The 18,194-nt window shown below is 73.8% G+C and carries 17 protein-coding genes; 5 read left to right on the top strand and 12 right to left on the bottom strand.

What is annotated here, in order from left to right:
* Positions 1 to 78: 78 nt before the first annotated feature.
* The 9 genes from IGA62_RS27240 to IGA62_RS27200 all read right to left on the bottom strand — a co-directional run bounded on the left by IGA62_RS27240 (position 79) and on the right by IGA62_RS27200 (position 8,312).
* Positions 79 to 1,092, bottom strand: a complete 1,014-nt coding sequence (locus IGA62_RS27240; RefSeq protein WP_145818061.1) for a glycosyltransferase family 4 protein — start codon at positions 1,090 to 1,092, stop codon at positions 79 to 81.
* On the bottom strand, positions 1,089 to 1,262 hold the full coding sequence (locus tag IGA62_RS27235; protein ID WP_186499841.1) for a hypothetical protein: 174 nt from the start codon (positions 1,260 to 1,262) through the stop codon (positions 1,089 to 1,091). Before IGA62_RS27235 ends, IGA62_RS27240 begins: the two co-directional genes overlap by 4 nt.
* Before the next feature lie 364 nt (positions 1,263 to 1,626).
* On the bottom strand, positions 1,627 to 2,214 hold the full coding sequence (locus IGA62_RS27230) for a TMEM165/GDT1 family protein (protein WP_145818063.1): 588 nt from the start codon (positions 2,212 to 2,214) through the stop codon (positions 1,627 to 1,629).
* Positions 2,215 to 2,440: 226 nt separating this feature from the next.
* Positions 2,441 to 3,406, bottom strand: a complete 966-nt coding sequence (gene egtD, locus IGA62_RS27225; RefSeq protein WP_145818065.1) for an L-histidine N(alpha)-methyltransferase — start codon at positions 3,404 to 3,406, stop codon at positions 2,441 to 2,443.
* A gap of 39 nt (positions 3,407 to 3,445) precedes the next feature.
* Positions 3,446 to 4,192, bottom strand: a complete 747-nt coding sequence (egtC, locus tag IGA62_RS27220; protein ID WP_145818073.1) for an ergothioneine biosynthesis protein EgtC — start codon at positions 4,190 to 4,192, stop codon at positions 3,446 to 3,448.
* Positions 4,192 to 5,562 (bottom strand): ergothioneine biosynthesis protein EgtB, encoded by a 1,371-nt coding sequence (gene egtB, locus IGA62_RS27215; RefSeq protein WP_145818081.1) that lies wholly within the window; start codon positions 5,560 to 5,562, stop codon positions 4,192 to 4,194. Before egtB ends, egtC begins: the two co-directional genes overlap by 1 nt.
* The gene (egtA, locus tag IGA62_RS27210) at positions 5,559 to 6,794 is read right to left on the bottom strand and encodes an ergothioneine biosynthesis glutamate--cysteine ligase EgtA (protein ID WP_145818088.1); all 1,236 of its coding nucleotides are present in this window, start codon (positions 6,792 to 6,794) and stop codon (positions 5,559 to 5,561) included. The genes egtB and egtA overlap by 4 nt, the downstream gene beginning before the upstream one ends.
* A gap of 119 nt (positions 6,795 to 6,913) precedes the next feature.
* Positions 6,914 to 7,669 carry a hypothetical protein gene (locus IGA62_RS27205; protein ID WP_190289221.1) on the bottom strand — a complete coding sequence of 252 codons (756 nt, stop codon included), beginning with the start codon at positions 7,667 to 7,669 and terminating at the stop codon, positions 6,914 to 6,916.
* A 16-nt stretch (positions 7,670 to 7,685) separates the two neighbouring features.
* Positions 7,686 to 8,312, bottom strand: coding sequence for an RNA polymerase sigma factor (locus IGA62_RS27200; RefSeq protein ID WP_145818095.1), 627 nt, complete (start codon positions 8,310 to 8,312; stop codon positions 7,686 to 7,688).
* A 515-nt stretch (positions 8,313 to 8,827) separates the two neighbouring features.
* Between IGA62_RS27200 and IGA62_RS27195 the strand changes: the two genes are divergently transcribed.
* Positions 8,828 to 10,210 (top strand): serine/threonine-protein kinase, encoded by a 1,383-nt coding sequence (locus tag IGA62_RS27195; protein WP_145818101.1) that lies wholly within the window; start codon positions 8,828 to 8,830, stop codon positions 10,208 to 10,210.
* A gap of 24 nt (positions 10,211 to 10,234) precedes the next feature.
* Here the strand turns inward: IGA62_RS27195 and IGA62_RS27190 are convergent, their stop codons facing one another.
* On the bottom strand, positions 10,235 to 10,936 hold the full coding sequence (locus tag IGA62_RS27190; protein WP_145818104.1) for a DUF305 domain-containing protein: 702 nt from the start codon (positions 10,934 to 10,936) through the stop codon (positions 10,235 to 10,237).
* Between the two features lie 130 nt (positions 10,937 to 11,066).
* Here IGA62_RS27190 and IGA62_RS27185 point away from each other — a divergent pair, with 130 nt between their 5' ends.
* Positions 11,067 to 12,518, top strand: a complete 1,452-nt coding sequence (locus IGA62_RS27185; RefSeq protein WP_145818107.1) for an LVIVD repeat-containing protein — start codon at positions 11,067 to 11,069, stop codon at positions 12,516 to 12,518.
* 57 nt (positions 12,519 to 12,575) lie between these two features.
* Here the strand turns inward: IGA62_RS27185 and IGA62_RS27180 are convergent, their stop codons facing one another.
* The gene (locus IGA62_RS27180; RefSeq protein ID WP_145818109.1) at positions 12,576 to 13,580 is read right to left on the bottom strand and encodes a carcinine hydrolase/isopenicillin-N N-acyltransferase family protein; all 1,005 of its coding nucleotides are present in this window, start codon (positions 13,578 to 13,580) and stop codon (positions 12,576 to 12,578) included.
* A gap of 112 nt (positions 13,581 to 13,692) precedes the next feature.
* Between IGA62_RS27180 and IGA62_RS27175 the strand changes: the two genes are divergently transcribed.
* From IGA62_RS27175 to IGA62_RS27165, 3 genes are all read left to right on the top strand, one after another.
* Positions 13,693 to 13,914, top strand: coding sequence for a DUF2188 domain-containing protein (locus tag IGA62_RS27175; RefSeq protein WP_141714257.1), 222 nt, complete (start codon positions 13,693 to 13,695; stop codon positions 13,912 to 13,914).
* Positions 13,915 to 14,160: 246 nt separating this feature from the next.
* Positions 14,161 to 15,249: a type I-G CRISPR-associated protein, Cas3-extension family gene (locus IGA62_RS27170; RefSeq protein ID WP_145818111.1), complete on the top strand. Its 1,089-nt coding sequence runs from the start codon at positions 14,161 to 14,163 to the stop codon at positions 15,247 to 15,249.
* A gap of 162 nt (positions 15,250 to 15,411) precedes the next feature.
* Positions 15,412 to 17,637: a family 43 glycosylhydrolase gene (locus IGA62_RS27165; RefSeq protein ID WP_145818113.1), complete on the top strand. Its 2,226-nt coding sequence runs from the start codon at positions 15,412 to 15,414 to the stop codon at positions 17,635 to 17,637.
* 79 nt (positions 17,638 to 17,716) lie between these two features.
* Here IGA62_RS27165 and IGA62_RS27160 read toward each other — a convergent pair whose 3' ends face one another.
* Complete coding sequence (locus IGA62_RS27160) at positions 17,717 to 18,154, bottom strand: 2'-5' RNA ligase family protein (protein ID WP_280526204.1); 438 nt, start codon at positions 18,152 to 18,154, stop codon at positions 17,717 to 17,719.
* Positions 18,155 to 18,194 lie beyond the last annotated feature (40 nt).

The following is an 18,194-nucleotide window of genomic DNA, read 5'->3' as shown; positions in this document are numbered from 1 at the left end:
GCGGGGATTCGCGGCGGCCGCCTCGGGTGCGGGGCCGCGACGAGCGCGGATCGAGCGAAGCGGTGACGGACCGCGGGGTCAGCGTCGTGGAGAACCGATCAGGTCGTCGTAGACGGCGAGGTAGTCGGTGACCATCCGGTCGGCGTCGAAGCGCTGTCGGGCCCGTTCCCGGCAGCCGGCCCGGTCGATGTCCCCGATTCCGGCGACGGCGTCGACGGCCTGCTCGACGGTGTGGACGAGCGACCCGGTGACCCTCTCGTCGACGACCTCCGGCATGGACCCCCGCGCGTATGCCACCACCGGTGTACCGCACGCCATCGACTCCACCACCGACAGACCGAACGGCTCGTCGAAGGCGATCGGGTGCAGCAGGGCGGCGCTGGCACCCAGGATCTCCGCGCGTCGTCGGGGGCCCACCGATCCGAGGAAGAGGACCCGTTCGCCGTCGATGTGTGGCGCCACCCGTTCCCGGAAGTACCGCTCGTCCTGCACGATGCCGCAGATGGTCAGCGGCCGGCCGGCGAGCCGGGCGATCTCGATGGCGGTGTGGATGCCCTTGTCGGGGTGGATCCGGCCGAAGGCGACCAGCCCGGGGCCGGCCACCGGAGTGAACGGCAGCCCGGTCACGTCCACACCGTGGTGCACGGTGGCGACGTAGTCGAGGCCGGCGATCCGGTCGGAGTCGGAGATCGAGACGTAGGAGGAGCGGGCCTTCGAGTACGCGGGCAGGATGCCGGTGCCGGAGAAGCCGTGGACGGTGGTGAGCAGCGGAGCGCGGCAGTGCTCGGCGAAGGCCAGCGGCAGCCAGTCGAGGTGGTTGTGCACGAGGTCGAACTCCGCTGAGCGGGCGAACGCGTGCGAGACGTGCATCGCCTCCCACACCCGCCCGTCCATGGACGGATCATCGTCGTATCCCTGCGGGCAGACGCCGTCGAGGGCGGCGGAGGTGACCGAGTCCAACGTCGCGAAGAGGGTCACGTCCACCCCTCGCGTGGTCAGTCCCTCGGCGAGCAGGCCCGTCACCTGCTCCCAGGGACCGTAGTGGTGCGGAGGTGTCCGCCAGGCGACCGGCCCGAGCAGGGCCACCCTCACGGGGACCGCACCTCGACGAGGTCGGCGGGATCGAGACGCAGCGTCCCGAGCAGCCCGGTGTGCTTGTCGGATTCCACCCACTCCGGTAGTTCGAACTCGACCCAGTCGGCTCTGATGTGCTGGCCGCGCTCGCGTAGGGCCTCGGTGATCCGGTGCCTGGCGATCCTCATCGTCTGCCTCCTCGTGTAGCCGTGGGAACGGTCGTGGCCCCTCCCCAACCTCCCCCGACCGGGATGCGGACGTGGCGGAAGTGGGTGGGACGTCGGGGGCGAAGGGGGCACGACGGTCGGCGTAACGGCGGTGAGCCGGTCGTCGTCGCAACACCCGCAATCGCGGGAAGGAAGGCTGCCGTCCTGCCGGGAACGGTGCCGAACGCCCGTCAGGCGCCGGTGGCGACGGAACTGGCGGGGCCACCGGGAGACCCCGGCGACATGGCAACCGTACGCCTCATCCGGACGAAGGGCACCCCGTGGCCCGTCGCCCGGACCGTCCGTGCTCGGCCCGACCCGAGCACCACCGCCGCCGGAGCCGTCGTCAGGTGAGCTGGTCGACCGCGTCGAGGATCAGCCAGAGACCGCAGATCGCGAAGAGGATCGCCGCGCCGTACTTGATGGTCTTCTCCGGCAGCCTGCGGCCGAGCATCCGGCCGACCAGGATGGCCAGCGCGTCGGCGGCCACCATGCCGATCGTCGAGCCGATCCAGGTGCCGAACCAGCCGTACTGGGTGGCCAGGGTGATGGTGGCGAGCATGGTCTTGTCGCCCAGTTCGGCGAGGAAGAACGCCACACCGACGGCGAACACCGCCGACTTGGTGCTCCGTTCGGCCTTGCGCTTCTCCTCCTCGGTGAGGGTGTCCCCGCGCAGCGTCCAGGCGCCGAAGCCGAGGAAGGCGAGGCCGGCGACGAGGGAGATCCACCCGGTCGGCAGGGTCGCGCCGAGGCCGTAGCCGATGGCGACCGACACGAGGTGGACCACGGCGGTGGCGACGGTGATCCCGATCAGCACCGGGACCGTCCTGAACCGCGTGGCGAAGGTCAGCGCCATGAGTTGGGACTTGTCCCCCAGCTCGGCAACGAAGATCACGCCGAAGCTGACCGCCAGCGCGACGAGAAAGCCCTCCATGGGCGTCCTTCCGGATCAGGCCGGGAGGAGGAACAGGGGCGCCCTCGACCCGGCTGTTGACAGCCTGGTCGAAGGTCTCGCCCGCCCCGGTACGGGGCCGCGTGGCCGGATGCGGAACGCATCAGTATGTCGACCACGACATTGCGGGCTACTCCCCTTCGCGGCGCCCAGCGTACCCGACCCGGGGCCGCCACCACCGGCGGGGGCGGCCCGGGGCAGCGGAAACTCAGATCGCCCGGGCGAGGGTCAGCCCGAACAGGCCGTCCGGGTCGGTCCACAGCTCCTCGACGGTGAGACCGGCGGCGGCCAACTCGGTGGCGACACCCTCCGGGCGGAACTTCGCCGACACCTCGGTCCGCAGTTCCTCCCCCTCGGCGAAGTCGACGGTGAGATCGAGCACCCGGACCCGCATCGACCGTTGCGCCCGCAGGCGCATCTCGATCCACTCCCGTTCGGCGTCCCAGACGGCCACGTGCCGGAACTCCTCGGGAACGAAGTCGGCACCCAGTTCGCGGTTGACGACCCGGAGCACGTTGCGGTTGAACTCGGCGGTCACTCCGGCGGCGTCGTCGTAGGCGGGCAGGATGATCCCCGGGTCCTTGACCAGGTCGGTGCCGAGCAGCAGCCAGTCCCCGGTCTCCAGGGCTGCCCGCGTCGCGGCCAGGAAGGCGGCCCGCTCGTCGGGCATCAGGTTGCCGATGGTGCCGCCGAGGAAGGCCACCAGCCGACGGCCGCCGGCGGGTAGCCGGTCCAGGTGGCGGGTGAAGTCCCCGACGATGCCGCGGACCCGCAGGCGGGGATAGTCGGCGGCGAGAGCGGCGGTGGACTGGCGCAGCGCGCTCACCGACACGTCCAGCGGGACGAATGTGCCCAGGGTGCCCCGGCCGCTCAGCGCGTCGAGCAGCAGCCGGGTCTTCTCCGACGAGCCGGAGCCCAGCTCGATCAGGGTCTTCGCCCCGGTCACCTCGGCGATCCGGGACGCGTGCCGCTGGATCACCGCCCGTTCCGCCCGGGTCGGGTAGTACTCCGGCAGCCGGGTGATCTCCTCGAACAGCTCGCTGCCCCGGGCGTCGTAGAACCACTTCGGGGGCAGCCACTTCTCCCTGGCGGTCAGGCCGACCCGGACGTCCTCGCGCAGGCTTCGGTCGAGGTCCCGCTCCTCCAGGTGGATCTCCAGCGGTTCGGCGCTCATGGACTTCCCTTTCGTTGGTGAACGTCGCGTCGGCCGGCGCTACCCGCTGGCGAGCGGGGTCGTACGCAGCCCGGCCGGGTCGGCCACCACCAGGTGACCGTCGGGAACCGGCCGCCAGGCCGGGTGGTCGTCGAGGGGTTCGGAGGCGAGCAGCACCGCGTCGCCGTCCACGCGGACCGACAGCGCGTGCCCGGCAGCGGTCGCCACCGCACCACGGCCGTCGGTGAGCAGCAGGTTCAGCCGGGATCCGGGAGCCGCCACGGTGACCGCCCGGACGGTGTCGGCGACCGCGTCGGCCGGGTCCGCTCCGGCCCGCAGCCGGTCCCGGACCAGTGCCCAGAGCAGCGCCGCGTCAGAGGGGGCGTCCAGGGTGAGCAGGTCGCGGACCGGCAGGGCGGCGGCGAGTTCGGCCACCGTGTCCGGCCAGCCGCGCACCACGCCGTTGTGGCTGAACAGCCACCGACCCTCCCCGAACGGGGCGACGGCCCCGGCGTGCACCGGCATGCCCACCGTGGCGGAACGGACGGCGGCCAGCGCCGCGCCGACGACCGTGGTGGCGGCCAGGCCGGGCAGTGCCGGGTCGCTCCAGATCGGTTGGGCGCTGCGGTAGCGGACCGGCTCACCGCCGTCCGGGTACCAGCCGACGCCGAAGCCGTCGGCGTTGACCGTGCCGCCGCCGCGCATGTCCGCCGGGGCCCAGGACTGCCGGACCAGCGAGTGCGGCGGATCGAACAGCAGCGCCCGCAGCGGCACCGGCGGCCCCAGGTAGGCCAGGTGCCGGCACATCAGGCGTCGCCGGTCGGCATCGGACCGGCGGCGCGTCGGGCCACCGCAGCCGGCCCGGCGGCCGGAGCGTCCCGCGCACAGCGGAAGCCGCTGAAGATCTGCCGGCGGATCGGGTAGTCCCAGTTGCGGAAGGTACCCCGGCAGGCGGACCGGTCGGTGCCGAAGGAACCGCCGCGCAGTACCCGGTAGTCGTCGCCGAAGAAGACCTCGGAGTACTCCCGGTAGGGGAAGGCGGTGAAGCCCGGGTGCCCCCGGAAGGTGGTCGACGTCCACTCCCACACGTCGCCGACGAGCTGGTGCACCCCGAGCGGGGACGCCCCGGCCGGGTACGCGCCGACCGGTGCCGGCCACAGGTGACGCTGGTCGAGGTTGGCGTGCGCGGCGGTCGGTTCCTCGTCGCCCCACGGGTAGCGGCGGGAGCGGTCGGTGGCCGGGTCCCAGCGGGCGGCCTTCTCCCACTCCGCCTCGGTGGGCAGCCGCTTGCCGGCCCAGGCGGCGAATGCCTCCGCCTCGTGGAAGCAGACGTGCACCACCGGCTCGTCGTCGCGGACCGGGGCCCACCGGCCGAACCGGCGGTACGCCCAGCCGTCGCCGTCACGCCGCCAGTGCATCGGTGCGGTCAGCCCCTCGGACTGCCGGTGCGCCCAGCCGGCCGGACTCCACCACCGGGGGTCGTCGTACCCGCCGTCGGCGATGAACTCCCGGTACCGCCCGTTGGTCACCGGCGCGGCGTCGATCAGGTACCCGGGCAGGTCGACGGTGTGGGCGGGGCGTTCGTTGTCCAGCGCCCACGGGTCGGTGGAGGTGCCCATGGTGAACGGCCCCGCCGGCACCAGCACCTCCCCGCCGACCCGGGCGGTCGGTTCGGGCGGCGGGGGCGCGGCGAGCACCGGCGGGCCGGAACGCAGCTGGTGGGTGGCGAGCATCGTCTCGTCGTGCTGCTGCTCGTGCTGGACGATCATGCCGAAGGCGAAACCGTCGGCGACCAGCGGCCGGTCGGTGAAGCGCACCCGCTCCAGCAGGTCGTGCACCTTCTCCCGGACGGTCGCCACGTAGGCGCGGGCCTCCCGGGGCGGCAGCAGCGGCAGGCCCGGTCGGTCCCGGCGGGGCTGCTTGAACGCGTCGTAGAGGTCGTCGATGTCCCGCCGGACCGGTTCCCGGCCACCGACGTCGCGGACCAGCCAGAGCTCCTCCTGGTTGCCGACGTGCGCCAGGTCCCAGACCAGCGGGGACATCAACGGGGAGTGCTGGCGGGTCAGGTCGTCGTCGTCGACCGCGTCGGTCAGCCCGGCGGTCCGGACCCGGGTACGGGCCAACTCGGCCGCGATCCGGTCGCGGAGGGTCTCCGCGTCCCACTGGGTCGATGTCACCGTACGTTCCTCTCCGCGACGGCCCGACGCCGTCGTACACCTCGAACGATCTCCTCGGACGTACCCGCCGGCAGGTCGAAGCGGGACAGGGCCGCCAACGCCAGGTCGAGCAGCTCCACCGCGGCCCGCGCCACCGGTGGATCGGCAAGCCCGTAGCGGGCCGCCTGGTACCAGCGGTCCGCCACCGGAGCGCCGCACGCCGCCGCCGCAGCGGTCGTCGCCGGGTCGCCGAACAGGGCCGCCACCACCGCGACGGGCACCATCCAGTCCCGGCCCGGCTGGGCGTCCAGGTAGCGGACCTCCAGGTAGCCCCGGGGCCGGACCGGCGGGAAGAGGGTGCTCAGGTGGTAGTCGAGGTCGTCGGTGGTGGGTGGGCGCGGTAGTGCCCCGTCGATCCAGTCGGCGAAGGTGATCCCCGGCGGGACGGTCCAGTCCGGGCCGTCGGCGCGGACGCAGAGCAGCGGAGCGGCGAGCGCGTACCCGGTCCAGGCCGCGACCGGGTCCCGGTGCCCGTCGGCGGGCTGCCACACCGGCCGGGTGCGGGTCGGGTCGATGGTGAGCCACGCGGCCATCCGGGCCGATGCCCAGCCGGTGAGCCGGCCGGCGTGCCGGTCGGCGGTGGCGAAGGCCGCCAGCAGCGGCGGGCCGACGGCATGCGCGGCCGTCCACCGGGCCGGCAGATCGGCCTCCTCCCCCGCGTCCAGGCAGACCTGGAGCCCGGCGGTGCTGAACATCATGGTCCGCCCGGCCGGTCCGCGCCGGTCGAAGGCACGGCGCATGGCGTGGTAGCGGGGGGTGTCCACGACGGGCTGGGGGACCCGATGGGGATCGATGCCGCTGCGGCCCAGGGTCAGGCCGGCGGTGTCCAACAGCCGGGTCAGCTCACCGACGTCCGCGTCGGTGCCGGTGAGCAGGGCCGCGAGCGAGGGTCGCGGCGCGGTGGAGAGTTCCACCTGCCCGCCGGGCTCCACGGTGACCGTACTGTCGTGGTGGAGCCGCTCGGCCGGGCTCGTGCTGTCCAGGGTGGTGGGGCTGTGCCGCCCCAGTGCCGCGCGCAGCCGGTCCCGGTCGACGGGACGGGCCGGGTCCGCGGCGTCGTGCACGGTCCATTCCAGCTCGACACCGGTGAGGAGCGGGGGACCGGTCTTGAAGCAGATCCGGGCGATGTGGCCGGCGGCGGCACCGGCCTCCCGCAGGATCGCCGAGCGGTCCAGCTCCGGCGACATCACCATCCGTGGTCCTTCCCCGAGCCGTTCGTCGACACCGGGCCCACCGTCGCGAACCGGGGCGGCGGCAGCCCTTCCGCGTCATGTCTAGCAGACGAACGACAGTCGTCGCTCGTCGTCGGAGGTCAGCGGGGCGGCGACGGTCGGTCGGCCGGCGGACCGGTCCGCTGGTGGGCTGTCGGCCGCCCGCCCGGGGAGGACGGGTGGCCGCCCGGGGACGAGGGGCGGTCGCCCGGGGAGGCGGGGTGCTCGCCCGGGGAGGTGGTCACCAGGCCCCGGCAGTACGCGTCGACGCGCCCGGGACCGCCGGCCGCCTCGACGAGCGGACGGAAGGTGGGACTCTCCAGTGACGTGGCCCGCTGGTCGGCGGGTTTGGCCAGGTACGCGGTGCAGAGGCCCCGCTGCGCCGCGGGGCCGGGGGGATACGGTCCGGTGGAGCGTGGATGCCCCGGGCCGGGTGGGGACCCGGTGGTGGGCGCACCGCTGCCGGTGGCCGGAGTGGGCACGGGGCTCTCCGGCGGGGCCGGGACGCCGGTGGTCGGCGCGGGTGGGGCCGGGGGTGGGTCGGACCTGTCCAGGCCGACGGCGGCCACCGCCACCCCGGCGGTCGCGGTGACCGCGAACCCGGCCAGCCAGACCGCGGCGCGGGCAGTGCGGCGCGGACGGGCCGGCACGGTTGCGGGGCGCTGCGCCCGGGCGGCCCGGAACGCGGCCAGCGCGGCGTCCTCCCCCGCCAGCTCGTCGGGGCGGGCCGGCGCGACGGCGGCGGCCAGCAGCCGGGCGACGGGGTCGTCGGATCGCTCGGCGTGACCGGTCGCAACGGTGTCGAGCAGCCGTTCGGCCGCCCGCTCGTCCGGACGGCGGGATCGACGGAAACGCATCCAGGCTCCCCTCACGTCAACCGTCCGCCGGTTCGGTTCGGGGCGGGCCCGGCAGCTGCCGGCCCCGGCCGGGACGCGGGCGGGGTGGGGTGACCGGGGACGACGCGCCGTCGGCGTCGCCGAGGAGCCCGGCGAGCCGGCGCAGGCCCCGGTGGGCGGCGGTGCGGACCGCGCCGGCCCGTCTGCCCAGCACCCGGGCGGCGGACTCGGCGTCCAGCCCGATCACCGCCCGGAGCAGGACCGCTTCCGCCTCGCGGGGCGGCAGCGTGGCGATCAGCGCGATCGCCGACTCGGTGCCGAGGGTCTCCCCGGCGTTCTCGGCGGTGTCGCTGTCGCCGGGCAGCTCACTGAGGGACTGCACCGGCACCGGTACGGACGGCCGGCGGCGCTGCCGACGCAGGTGGTCCATGGCCCGGTTGCGGGCGATGGTGACCGCCCAGGCCCGGAACTCACCGCCGGTGAAGGTGGCGAGGTCCCGGGCGACCTGGAGCCAGGTCTCCGAGGCGACGTCCTCGGCGTCCGCCCCGACCAGGGCGGTGAGGTAGCGCAACAGGCCCGGTTGCAGGGTGCGGTAGAGGAGGCGGAACGCCTCCTCGTCGCCGTTCTGCGCGGCGGCCACCACCGCGTTCAGGTCACCGGTCATCGGGGGGTCGATCCTGCCACGTGTCCACCCGGGTCCGACCGTTCGGGGTCGGTGCCGTCGACGCCGGACCGGACCTCCACCCGCACCATCAGCCCCCCGCTGGCCTCGCACCACGGCCGTGGCCGAGACGGCACGGCAACCGGGGCGGAACCGTCCGTCACGGCGGATCCCGCGCCCCGGTCGGGGCCGACCCGAGTCGGTAACGGTAGGGGGCAGGTCACCCAGCGACAAGGCAGCATCACAAGTAAAACAAGTGACATAAATCAACGAACTGCCACGGCGTGTCGACGTAACGCCTGCCGCCATCGGGACGCCCGCCGACCACAGGGCGGCGTTCCCGCAGCGTACGAGCACATCCGCCGGCGCGACCCGGGGCCGGCCGGCGGCTCGTCGGACGCCGGGACACCGCCCACCACGGGCCTTCGTCACCCAGCGTGCCCCAACCACTGCGCCCCGCTCACTTTACCCGGGATCGCGCCCGGATAGCTCCGCGCGCCGGTGGGTACGGTATTGCGGTGTTGTCTTCCGGAGTCGTGCTCAGCGGTCGGTACCGCTTGGACGAACGTGTCGCCACCGGCGGCATGGGCGATGTCTGGCGCGCGTCCGACGTGGTGCTGGGGCGGCAGGTGGCGGTCAAGGTTCTGCTGCCCGCGCTGGTCTCCGACCCCGACTTCATCGCCCGGTTCCGCGCCGAGGCCCGGATGATGGCGGCGCTGCGCCACCCCGGGATCGTGCAGGTCTACGACTGCGGCCAGGACGAGCTGCCCGAGGGCGGCACGGCCGACTACCTGGTGATGGAGTTCGTCCAGGGCAGACCGCTGTCCAGGCGCATCGAGGCCGACGGCACGCTCGGCGTCGCCGAGACCATGTCGGTGGTGGCCCAGGCCGCCGAGGCGCTGCACGCGGCGCACAGCGGCGGCATCGTGCACCGGGACGTCAAGCCGAGCAACCTGATGGTCCAGGAGAGCGGCGCGGTCGTCCTCGTCGACTTCGGCGTGGCCCGGTCGACCAACGTCACCAGCATCACCAGCACCAACGCCGTTCCGGGCACCGCGCTCTACATGGCGCCGGAACAGGCCGCCGGCCGGCCGGTCTCGGCCGCCACCGACATCTACGCCCTCGGCGCGGTCGCGTACTGCTGCCTCACCGGCGGTCCGCCGTTCACCGGCGACAACCCGCTCCAGGTGGCCGTGCGTCATCTGGACGACGAACCGCCACCGCTGCCGGCCGAGATCCCCGCGCCCGTGCGGGACCTCGTCTTCCGGGCGTTGGCCAAGGAGCCGGCCGAGCGGTACGCCTCCGGCGCCGAGATGGCCGTCGCCGCCCGGGCGGCGGCGGGCGCCGCGGCCGGCGGCACGCCCACGGTGCCGGTCCCCGGCCCGCTGCGGCTCTCCGGGCCGGACACCCGCACCGACCTGCCCGCCGTGTCGTCCACCGGTGCGACCGGTGCGCGCACCCGGCGGCGCGGTCCCCTGGTGGGCGCGGTCGCGGCGGTGCTGGTGGCCATCACCGGCCTGGTCACGGCGATGAGCCTGACCAACGACGGCTCGGCGCCGGCCACCAACCTGCGGACCACCCCGTCCGCGACGGTCCCGAGCGGCGATCCCCAGGGGCCGGGGCCGGCCGAGGAGACCACGCCGGGACCGAACCGCCCGAACCGCCCCGGCTGGCCGACCGGCCGCCCGTCGGTCGGCGCGACGGTGACCCCGAGCCCTGGGTCGAGCGGCTCGGGCGAACCGGTCCCGTCGACCGAACCGACCGGCGCGCCGACCACCACGCCACCGGTGGCGGCCACCACTACTCCGGCGACCGAGCCGACCGACCCGGCTCCCACGACCGGCCAGACGACGACCGCCCCGCCCGGAGGCGGCAACGGCGGGGCGGACGGCCCCGCCTGACCTCCGGGCGGGGTGCGACGCAGGTCAGCGGTCGAGCAGCGTCCGCATCCGGTCGATCTCCACGTTCTGCTCGACCGCGACCGCGGTGGCGAACTCCGACAGGGTCAGGTCCGCACCGACCCGGAGCAGGTCGGTGGCCATCGCGACGGCACCCCGGTGGTGATCGGTCATCATGCTGACGAAGAGCCGGTCGAAGTCCGCCCCCCGGACGGCGGCGAGTTGCCGCATCGCCTCCGGGGACTGCATGCCCCGCATGGCGCCGCTGCCGTGGCCGTGGCCGGTCGCCTCGGCAGGTAGTCCCCGGGTGGCGAGCCAGCCCCGCAACATCCCGACCTCCGGCCCCTGGCTGGCCCTGATCCGCTCGGCGAGGGCCCGCACCGCCGGGTCGCCGGCCCGCTGCCGGGCGAGATCGGCCATCTCCATCGCCTGGCCGTGGTGCGGGATCATCGCCCGGACGAACGAGACGTCCGCGTCGTTGTAGCCGGGTGAGACGTCCGGGCGCACGTCGCTGCCGGCGCGGGTCACCGCGGACTCACCGGGATGCCCCGGAACGATCACCGGTGGGCCGTCCGAAACGGGCGTGGCGGTGGCGCGGGCGGTGGGGCGGGCGGCGGGTGGCAGGGGCGCTTCGGGCGGCTCGGCGGCGAACCGCAGCAGCAGGGCGGCCGCGCCCACCACCAGCAGTACCATGGCAACGGCCAGGAACCGTCCATGTCGGACCGTCATCCACACCCCTCCCCCTCCGCATGGCGCACGAGACCGTGTTGTCCACTTTCGCCAGCCGGGCTACATCGACTGCTATCGTCAGGTTGCAAGGCGCCCTCGTACCATAGCCTTCCGTCGAAGGATGCCGCCGATGAGCAGACCCTTCCCATCCCCACGTCACCTGCGGACCCTGGGCCTGGCCGCCACCGGCCTCCTCCTGCTCGGTCTCGCTCCCGCCGCGCCCGGCGCCGCGCAGACCGCCGCTGCCCCGGCCCCCGCGTGGGCGGGCACGGAGAGCCCCACCGCCATACCGGGGGTCGACGAGATCGCCAGCAGCCCGAACATGCGGCTGGTCGCGAACGCGCCGATCGGCACACCGTTGAACACGAGCGTCAACAGCGACCTGGCCTTCCAGGGCAAGTACGTGTTCGTCGGCAACTACAACGGCTTCCAGATCCACGACATCGCCCGGCCGGAACGGCCGAAGCTGGTCTCCCAGGTGCTCTGCCCGGGCTCGCAGAACGACATCTCGGTCCACGGCGACCTGCTGTTCCTGTCGACCGACTCACCCCGCAGCGACGACTCCTGCGCCAGCACCCGGGTCAACCCGGACACGACCGCGTGGGAGGGCATCAAGATCTTCGACATCAGCGACAAGACCGCCCCGCGCTACGTCAAGTCCGTCCAGACCGCCTGCGGCTCGCACACGCACACCCTGGTGCCGGCCCGCACCCGGGGCACCGTCTACCTCTACGTCTCCTCGTACGGCCCGTCCGACACGTACGTCGGCTGCCCCCGGCCGCACGACTCCATCTCCATCGTGCGGGTGCCGGTGCAGGACCCGACGGCGGCGAGCGTGGTCGCCACCCCGAACCTCTTCCCGGACGGCGGGTACGAGGGACGTCCGGACGGGTCCGCGACCAGCGGGTGCCACGACATCACCGTCTACCCGGACAAGGACCTGGCCGCTGGTGCGTGCATGGGTGACGGCATCCTGATGGACATCGCCGACCGGGAGGCTCCCCGGGTGATCAACCGGGTACGGGACACGGAGAACTTCGCGTTCTGGCACTCGGCCACCTTCAACAACACCGGCACGAAGGTGGTGTTCGTCGACGAACTGGGTGGCGGCGTTGCGGCGACCTGCAACGCCACCGTGGGCCCCGACCGGGGCGCGAACGCCGTCTACGACATCTCCGGCGACGGGGACGCCCGGACGATGACCTTCCGCAGCTACTTCAAGATTCCGCGGGCCAACGCGGACACCGAGAACTGCGTGGCGCACAACGGCGCGCTGCTCCCGGTCAAGGGCCGGGACATCATGGTCCAGTCCTGGTACCAGGGGGGCGTGTCGGTCTGGGACTTCACCGACTCGACGAAGCCGAAGGAGATCGGCTACTGGGAGCGGGGGCCGCTGTCGGACAGCGCGCTCGTCTTCGGCGGCAGCTGGTCGGCGTACTACTACAACGGGTACATCTACTCCAACGACACGGTCAAGGGCCTGGACGTCCTGGAGATCGACGACCCGCGTACCGCCTCGGCGAAGCTGACCCGGTTCCAGGAGTTCAACCCGCAGACCCAGCCCAGCTACCGCAGCTGGTAGTCCGGCCACGTCCTCGGCCCGGCCCCGTGTGGGGGCCGGGCCGAGGCACGTCCGGGATCAGGCCGGCGGTAGCCGGTACTCGCGCCGGCCGCCGGTCGCGGTGACCACCCGGACCTCGCCGCTGCGCAGCCCGTACGTCACCGACCACCGGGTGTGCCCCTGCCGGACGTCGTCGAGCAGGTCCAGCGCCGCAGGGGCGTCCAGCCGCCCGTGGGCGGCGGTCAGCGCCTCGGCGAGCATGCGGTAGCGACGGTCGTCGCGTCGGCGCTGCTCCGGGACGTCGACCACCGGCACGTTCGTCAACGCCTGCCAGCTCCCGCCACCCGGCTGCACCCGCATCCGACCGTCGACGAACTCCACCACCGCCGACGCTCCGGTCGCGTCGGCGAGCAGGTAGTGCAGTGGCGGGCCGCCCTCGAAGTCGAGGTTGTACCGCTGGAACACCCGCACCGCCTCGGCGACCGTGGCCGCCTCGTCGAGCACCAGCCGCAGGATCCGGACGCTGCCCACCCGGGGCAGCCCCGGCACCGGTTCGGCCCGGGCGTTGTCGTCGGCGGCAAGCCCCACCGCGAGGCCGCGCTCGTTCATCCCGTCGAAGGGCAGCAACGGGGCGTCGAGCAGCCGGCGGTCGCCGGTCGGGTCGGCCCCCACGCCGAGGTAGGAGATGTCCACCAGGGAGACCGAGGCGTACCCGTCGGGCGGGTCGGTGCGCAGCACCATCGCCGGGTTGGGGTCCCAGTCGAAGTTGCGGGCGAACAGCGGCCGGTCCCGGTCGCCGAGGGCGGCGAAGAGCGAGCAACCGACCGGGCTGGGCGTGGGCCGGTCCAGGCCGGCCTGCGCGTCGTAGTCGCCGACGTAGGTCATCTCGTACAGGGGCAGGTCGTCGACGCGACGCAAGCTGGCCAGCGTCCGCTCGGCCTCGGCCGGGGTCTGTCGGGAGGCGACCGGGGTGGACGGGGCGTCGGTCGGCCCGGCCGGCGCCCCGGTGACCGGTTCCGACCCTGAGCAGCCGGTCAGTGCCAGCAGCACCACCAGACCGAGCACGAGCGCATGTCTCCGCATAGCTGGAAGACGCTAGGTCAGCGGCGGCGGGTTGTCCACGGTGGTGGACCGTCTCCGGTTTCCGGCCGCCGCGGCCGGGTACCAGGAACACCGAAGGGATGGTGAGGTGACGATGAAGCGGAACGAATACCACGTGGTGCCGGACGGTCAGGGCTGGAAGGTCGAACAGGGCGGCAAGCAGGTCGGCCGGTACGACACCAAGCAGGTCGCGGTCGAGGCGGGGCGGAAGGCCGCGCACGCCGACGAACCCAGCCAGCTCGTCGTCCACACCGCCGACGGCCGGATCGAGACCGAGTACACCTACAAGGACGACCCGTACCCGCCGGCGGGCTGACGCCCCCGTCCGCACCACCGACGGCCCGCCGGGCCACCAGCGTCGCTGGGACCGGCGGGCCGTCGGCGTACCCGCCCCGGTGCCGCCGGGACCGGATGCCACCTTCGGCACGTGCTCCCCCGCAGAACCCGCTCCGATGCCCGTCCACCGCGCTGCCGGTGGTGGACCGCCAGCACCTCCGACGTCCACAGTAGAGTCGGAGCGTCCATCGGCCGGGGCGGGACGGTGTCGGCCGACGCAGGGAGTGTGAGCAGTTTGAATCGGGTGGACCTACCCGGCCTGATCGGTGACGAGCCGCTGGGATTCCTGGCCGCCGTCGGGCTGATGGACCAGCTGATGGAGACCAGCTATCTGTGCTGGGACCGGCAGGACCGGCACGCGATCCTGTACTGCCGTCGTCACTCCAGCGTCGCCGACCTCGTGGACCACCTGACGAGACAGCTGGACAGGATCGAACACGGGGCGGCCATCCCCCACACCTCGGGCTTCCCGGTGCGACGGCGGCGAGGGGCACCTGATCCGCTGCGCGTCCGCCCAGCCGACTACCGCAGCCTGCTCGAACGCGTGAGCCGGTCCTCCGGAGGGCGCCACTGGCTCGAGGCCACGGTGACCGAGAGGGCCACCGACGAGGACGGGTTCTGCGTGGTGAATCCGCTGGTCGCCGTGCGCGGCCGGCAGACCCTCGGCAGCTTCTGGTACTACCCCATGCGGGACGTACGGCAGGATCCCCGGCGGCTGCTGACCGAGGCGCTGACGAGTTGGCGTCGGGTCGACGGCTCGGAGGGATGGCTCCTCGACCACCGCGCGAGTTACTCCACCCATCCCGGCCTGCGCGGCCCCGGCGGCAGCGGGGCGGTACCCGGCGCCACCTGGCTGGCGACCCTGGCCGTCACCACCTTCGGCTACCGCCGCCGCAACGGCGTCGAGGCCGGTCGTCCGGTACTGCCCAACGGATGGTTCCGCCTGGGCGCCGAGGACGTCTTCCTGTGGCCGCTGTGGACCCTGCCGGCAAGCAGCAACGTGCTCAGCGCCGTGTGGAACGTCGGGTGGGCCTCCGACGCCTGGAAGCTCGACCGGGAGCGTGACGGCACCTTGCGGGCCAGCATCGGCACGACCCATGGCGTGCCCGCGCCCAACTCGATCGATCACGCCGTCGACCTCGGCATCTTCACCATGTGCGCCGCCGTCCGACACGGTACGCAGGGTCCACTGACCCCGGTGCCCACCGCGACACTGCGGAGAGCCGACGAGTGGTCCAGCTACCCGGCGTGGGCGGGCTGGGACTGGAGGTACCCCGACGTCGGCGACTACCCCGGCAAGTACGGCTGGGGCTGACCCGGGCCCGCCGGCCACCGGTCCGACCCGGAGCCGGACGTCTCGGGGCGGTCTTCGTGGACCCACCGCGAGGAGATCTTTACAACGTTGTCTTCAACGTTGTAGAAAGGCACGACACCGCAGCGACGACGACCGACACCGCCCCGACCCAAGGCAGGTCTGATGGGACTTCTCCGCCGCGGCGGCGCGTGCAGCGCCGTACTCGGGCTCCTTCTCGCGGCCACCGCGTCCGCGCCGGCGCTCGCCGGCCCGGACCACCCGCCCCGCTACGACAATCCGCTCTCCGCCTCCTTCGCCGACACCTTCGCCGACCCGGTGATCGTCCGGGGGCCCGACGGCCTCTGGTACGCCTACGGCACCACCGATCCCCTTCGCGAGGGCGAGAAGCAGTTCCACGGCGTCCCCATGGCCCGCTCGGCCGATCTGCTCCGGTGGACCTACGTCGGAGACGCCTTCACCCCCGGCCAGCGTCCCCCGTACGCCGCCGAGGGGGCCGGGTTCTGGGCCCCCGACGTGCGCTGGGTCGACGGCCGCTGGGTCATGTACGTGACCGTCACCGACACCACCGTCTCGCCCGACGGGGGCGACTTCGCCGTCGGCGCGGCCACCGCCCCCACCCCCACCGGCCCGTGGACCTTCGCCGACGAGCCGGTCGTCGCCCCCCGCCCGGGTGGTGGTGGCGGCTGGCTCTGGACCATCGACCCGAGCCAGTTCACCGACGTCGACGGCACCCCCTACCTCTACTACGGCAGCTACTACGGGGGCGTATCGGTCACCGAGCTCTCCCCCGACGGGCTGCGGGCGGTCGGCACGCCGACACTGGTGGCGATCGACAACAAGTTCGAGGGCAGCTACGTGCTGCGCCACGACGGCTGGTACTACCTCTTCGCCTCCACCGCCAACTGCTGCGCCGGGCCGGCCACCGGCTACTCCGTCCACGTCGGCCGGTCGAGGAGCCCGCGGGGGCCCTTCGTCGACCGGGAGGGACTGGCGCTGACCGCTTCCCGGGCCGGCGGCACGCCCGTGTTGACCCAGAACGGCAACCGCTGGATCGGCGTCGGGCACAACGGCTTCCTCACCGACCTGTCCGGTCAGGACTGGATCGTCTACCACGGCATCGACCGGGCCGACCCGTACCTGGACGAACCGTTCGGCATCAACGAGCGGCCGATGCTGATCGACCGGCTCGACTGGGTCGACGGGTGGCCGGTGGTGAACGCGGGCGCCGGACCGTCCGACGGCGACCGGCCCGCCCCGGTCACCACCGGACGAATCGACGAGCGCTTCCAGGGCGTCGCCCTCACCGGCTGGCGGCACGACGGCGACTGGCGGGTCACCGACGGACAGCTGCGCGGCACCGGAACGCTGACCCATCACACGACCACCGGCGGGGACGTCCGTGCCGAGGTGGACCTGCGCCCGGCCGGTGCCCGCGCCGCGGGTGTCACCCTCGGCGACCGCGTCGACGTCCGGGTCGACGTGGCCGGGGGCCTACTGGTGGCCCGTGACGGCCACCGGACGGCGACCGCGCCGCTGCCGGCCGGCTTCGTCCCCGGCCACCGGCACCACCTGGCCGTCGAGGTACGCGGTGACCGGCTGGTCGCCACGCTGAGCCCGGCCCGCCTGGGTGACCAGCTCGCGGTGGTCACCCTGCGGCTGGACCGATCGCCGACCGGCCGGCTCGGGCTGGTCGCCGCCGGTGGCGTCGCCGAGTTCGACAACGTCAGCGTCGCCCGCCTGCACCGACCGGTGCGGCGGACCGTGCCCGCGCCCCGCGTCGGCGGGATCCTGCCGCAGTTCTCCGACGAGTTCGACGGCGACCTCGGCACGCCCTGGCAGTGGGTGCGGCCCGACCCGGGGGCCACCGTCGCCGACGGGGCGCTGCGCTGGCCGGTGCGCTCGGCGGACCTGACCGGCACCGGCAACGACGCCGGAGTGCTGCTGCGCGACGCGCCGACCGGCGACTACGTCGTCGAGACGAAGGTGACCCTCGACCTGGGCGAGGAGACGGTCCGCAACTACCAGCAGGCCGGCCTCGTGGCGTACGTCGACGACGACCGCTTCGCCCGGCTGAGCCAGGTGGCGATCTGGAACACCCGCCAGGTCGAGTACGGCTACGAGCTGCCCTTCGCCGGCCAGCCGGTGTACGGCGGGAACATCGTCGGCGCGCCGGCCGCCACCACCTGGCTGCGGCTGGCGCACCGGGTCGACCCGGTCACCGGCGAGCACGAGTTCCGGGCCGGCTCCAGCCGCGACGGCCGTACCTGGACCTGGGGTGGCGTCTGGACGTTCCCGGCCGACACCACCCCCCGGATCGGCCTGGTCGCGCACGGCGGGGCCGAGCCGGCGGTCACCGCGGAGTTCGACTACCTGCGCTTCCACCGGTAGTCACCTGGACGGACGGTCCACGGGGTGCGGCGTCGGACCGCCCAACCGGGCCCCCTGCCCCAACGGGCGGGGGGCCCGCTCACGTGTCGGGGACCGCGCGGCCCAACGCGGTGACCGTCCGGTCGGCGCCGTCGTAGCTGCGGGCGGCGACGAACGCACCGGTTGGGCGGTCGGCCGCGGCCACCGCGCGGGCCCGCCGGCGGTCGGCGTCGCGGAAGCGCAACGCCAGGCTCAGGTGCGGGATCCACCGGCCCGGCGCGTGCCAGGGCAGCAGCCCGTCGGCACCGGCGAGGGCGTCCCAGACGGCGGCGTGCAGCGCGGTGAGTGCCGGAGACGGACGGACCAGCCACACCAGTGGGGCGCTGCCGTCCAGGACGGTGATCCGGTCCAGCCGCACCGGCAGGGGCAGCGCGGCGTCGACCAGGGCGGCGAGGCGGGCCTGCGCCCCGGGCGGGAACTCGTCGACCGAGGCCAGGGTCAGGTGGGGGCGGTTGGTGGGGTGCGTGTTCCGGGCCAGGCTGGGCAGGCCGGCCTCGGCGAGCCGGTGTCAGGCGCCC

Source organism: Micromonospora sagamiensis (assembly GCF_014680085.1).
Classification (GTDB): Bacteria; Actinomycetota; Actinomycetes; order Mycobacteriales; family Micromonosporaceae; genus Micromonospora; species Micromonospora inyonensis.
The sequence above is the reverse complement of the archived record's forward strand: the minus strand, read 5'-3'. Positions and strand labels throughout refer to the sequence as shown.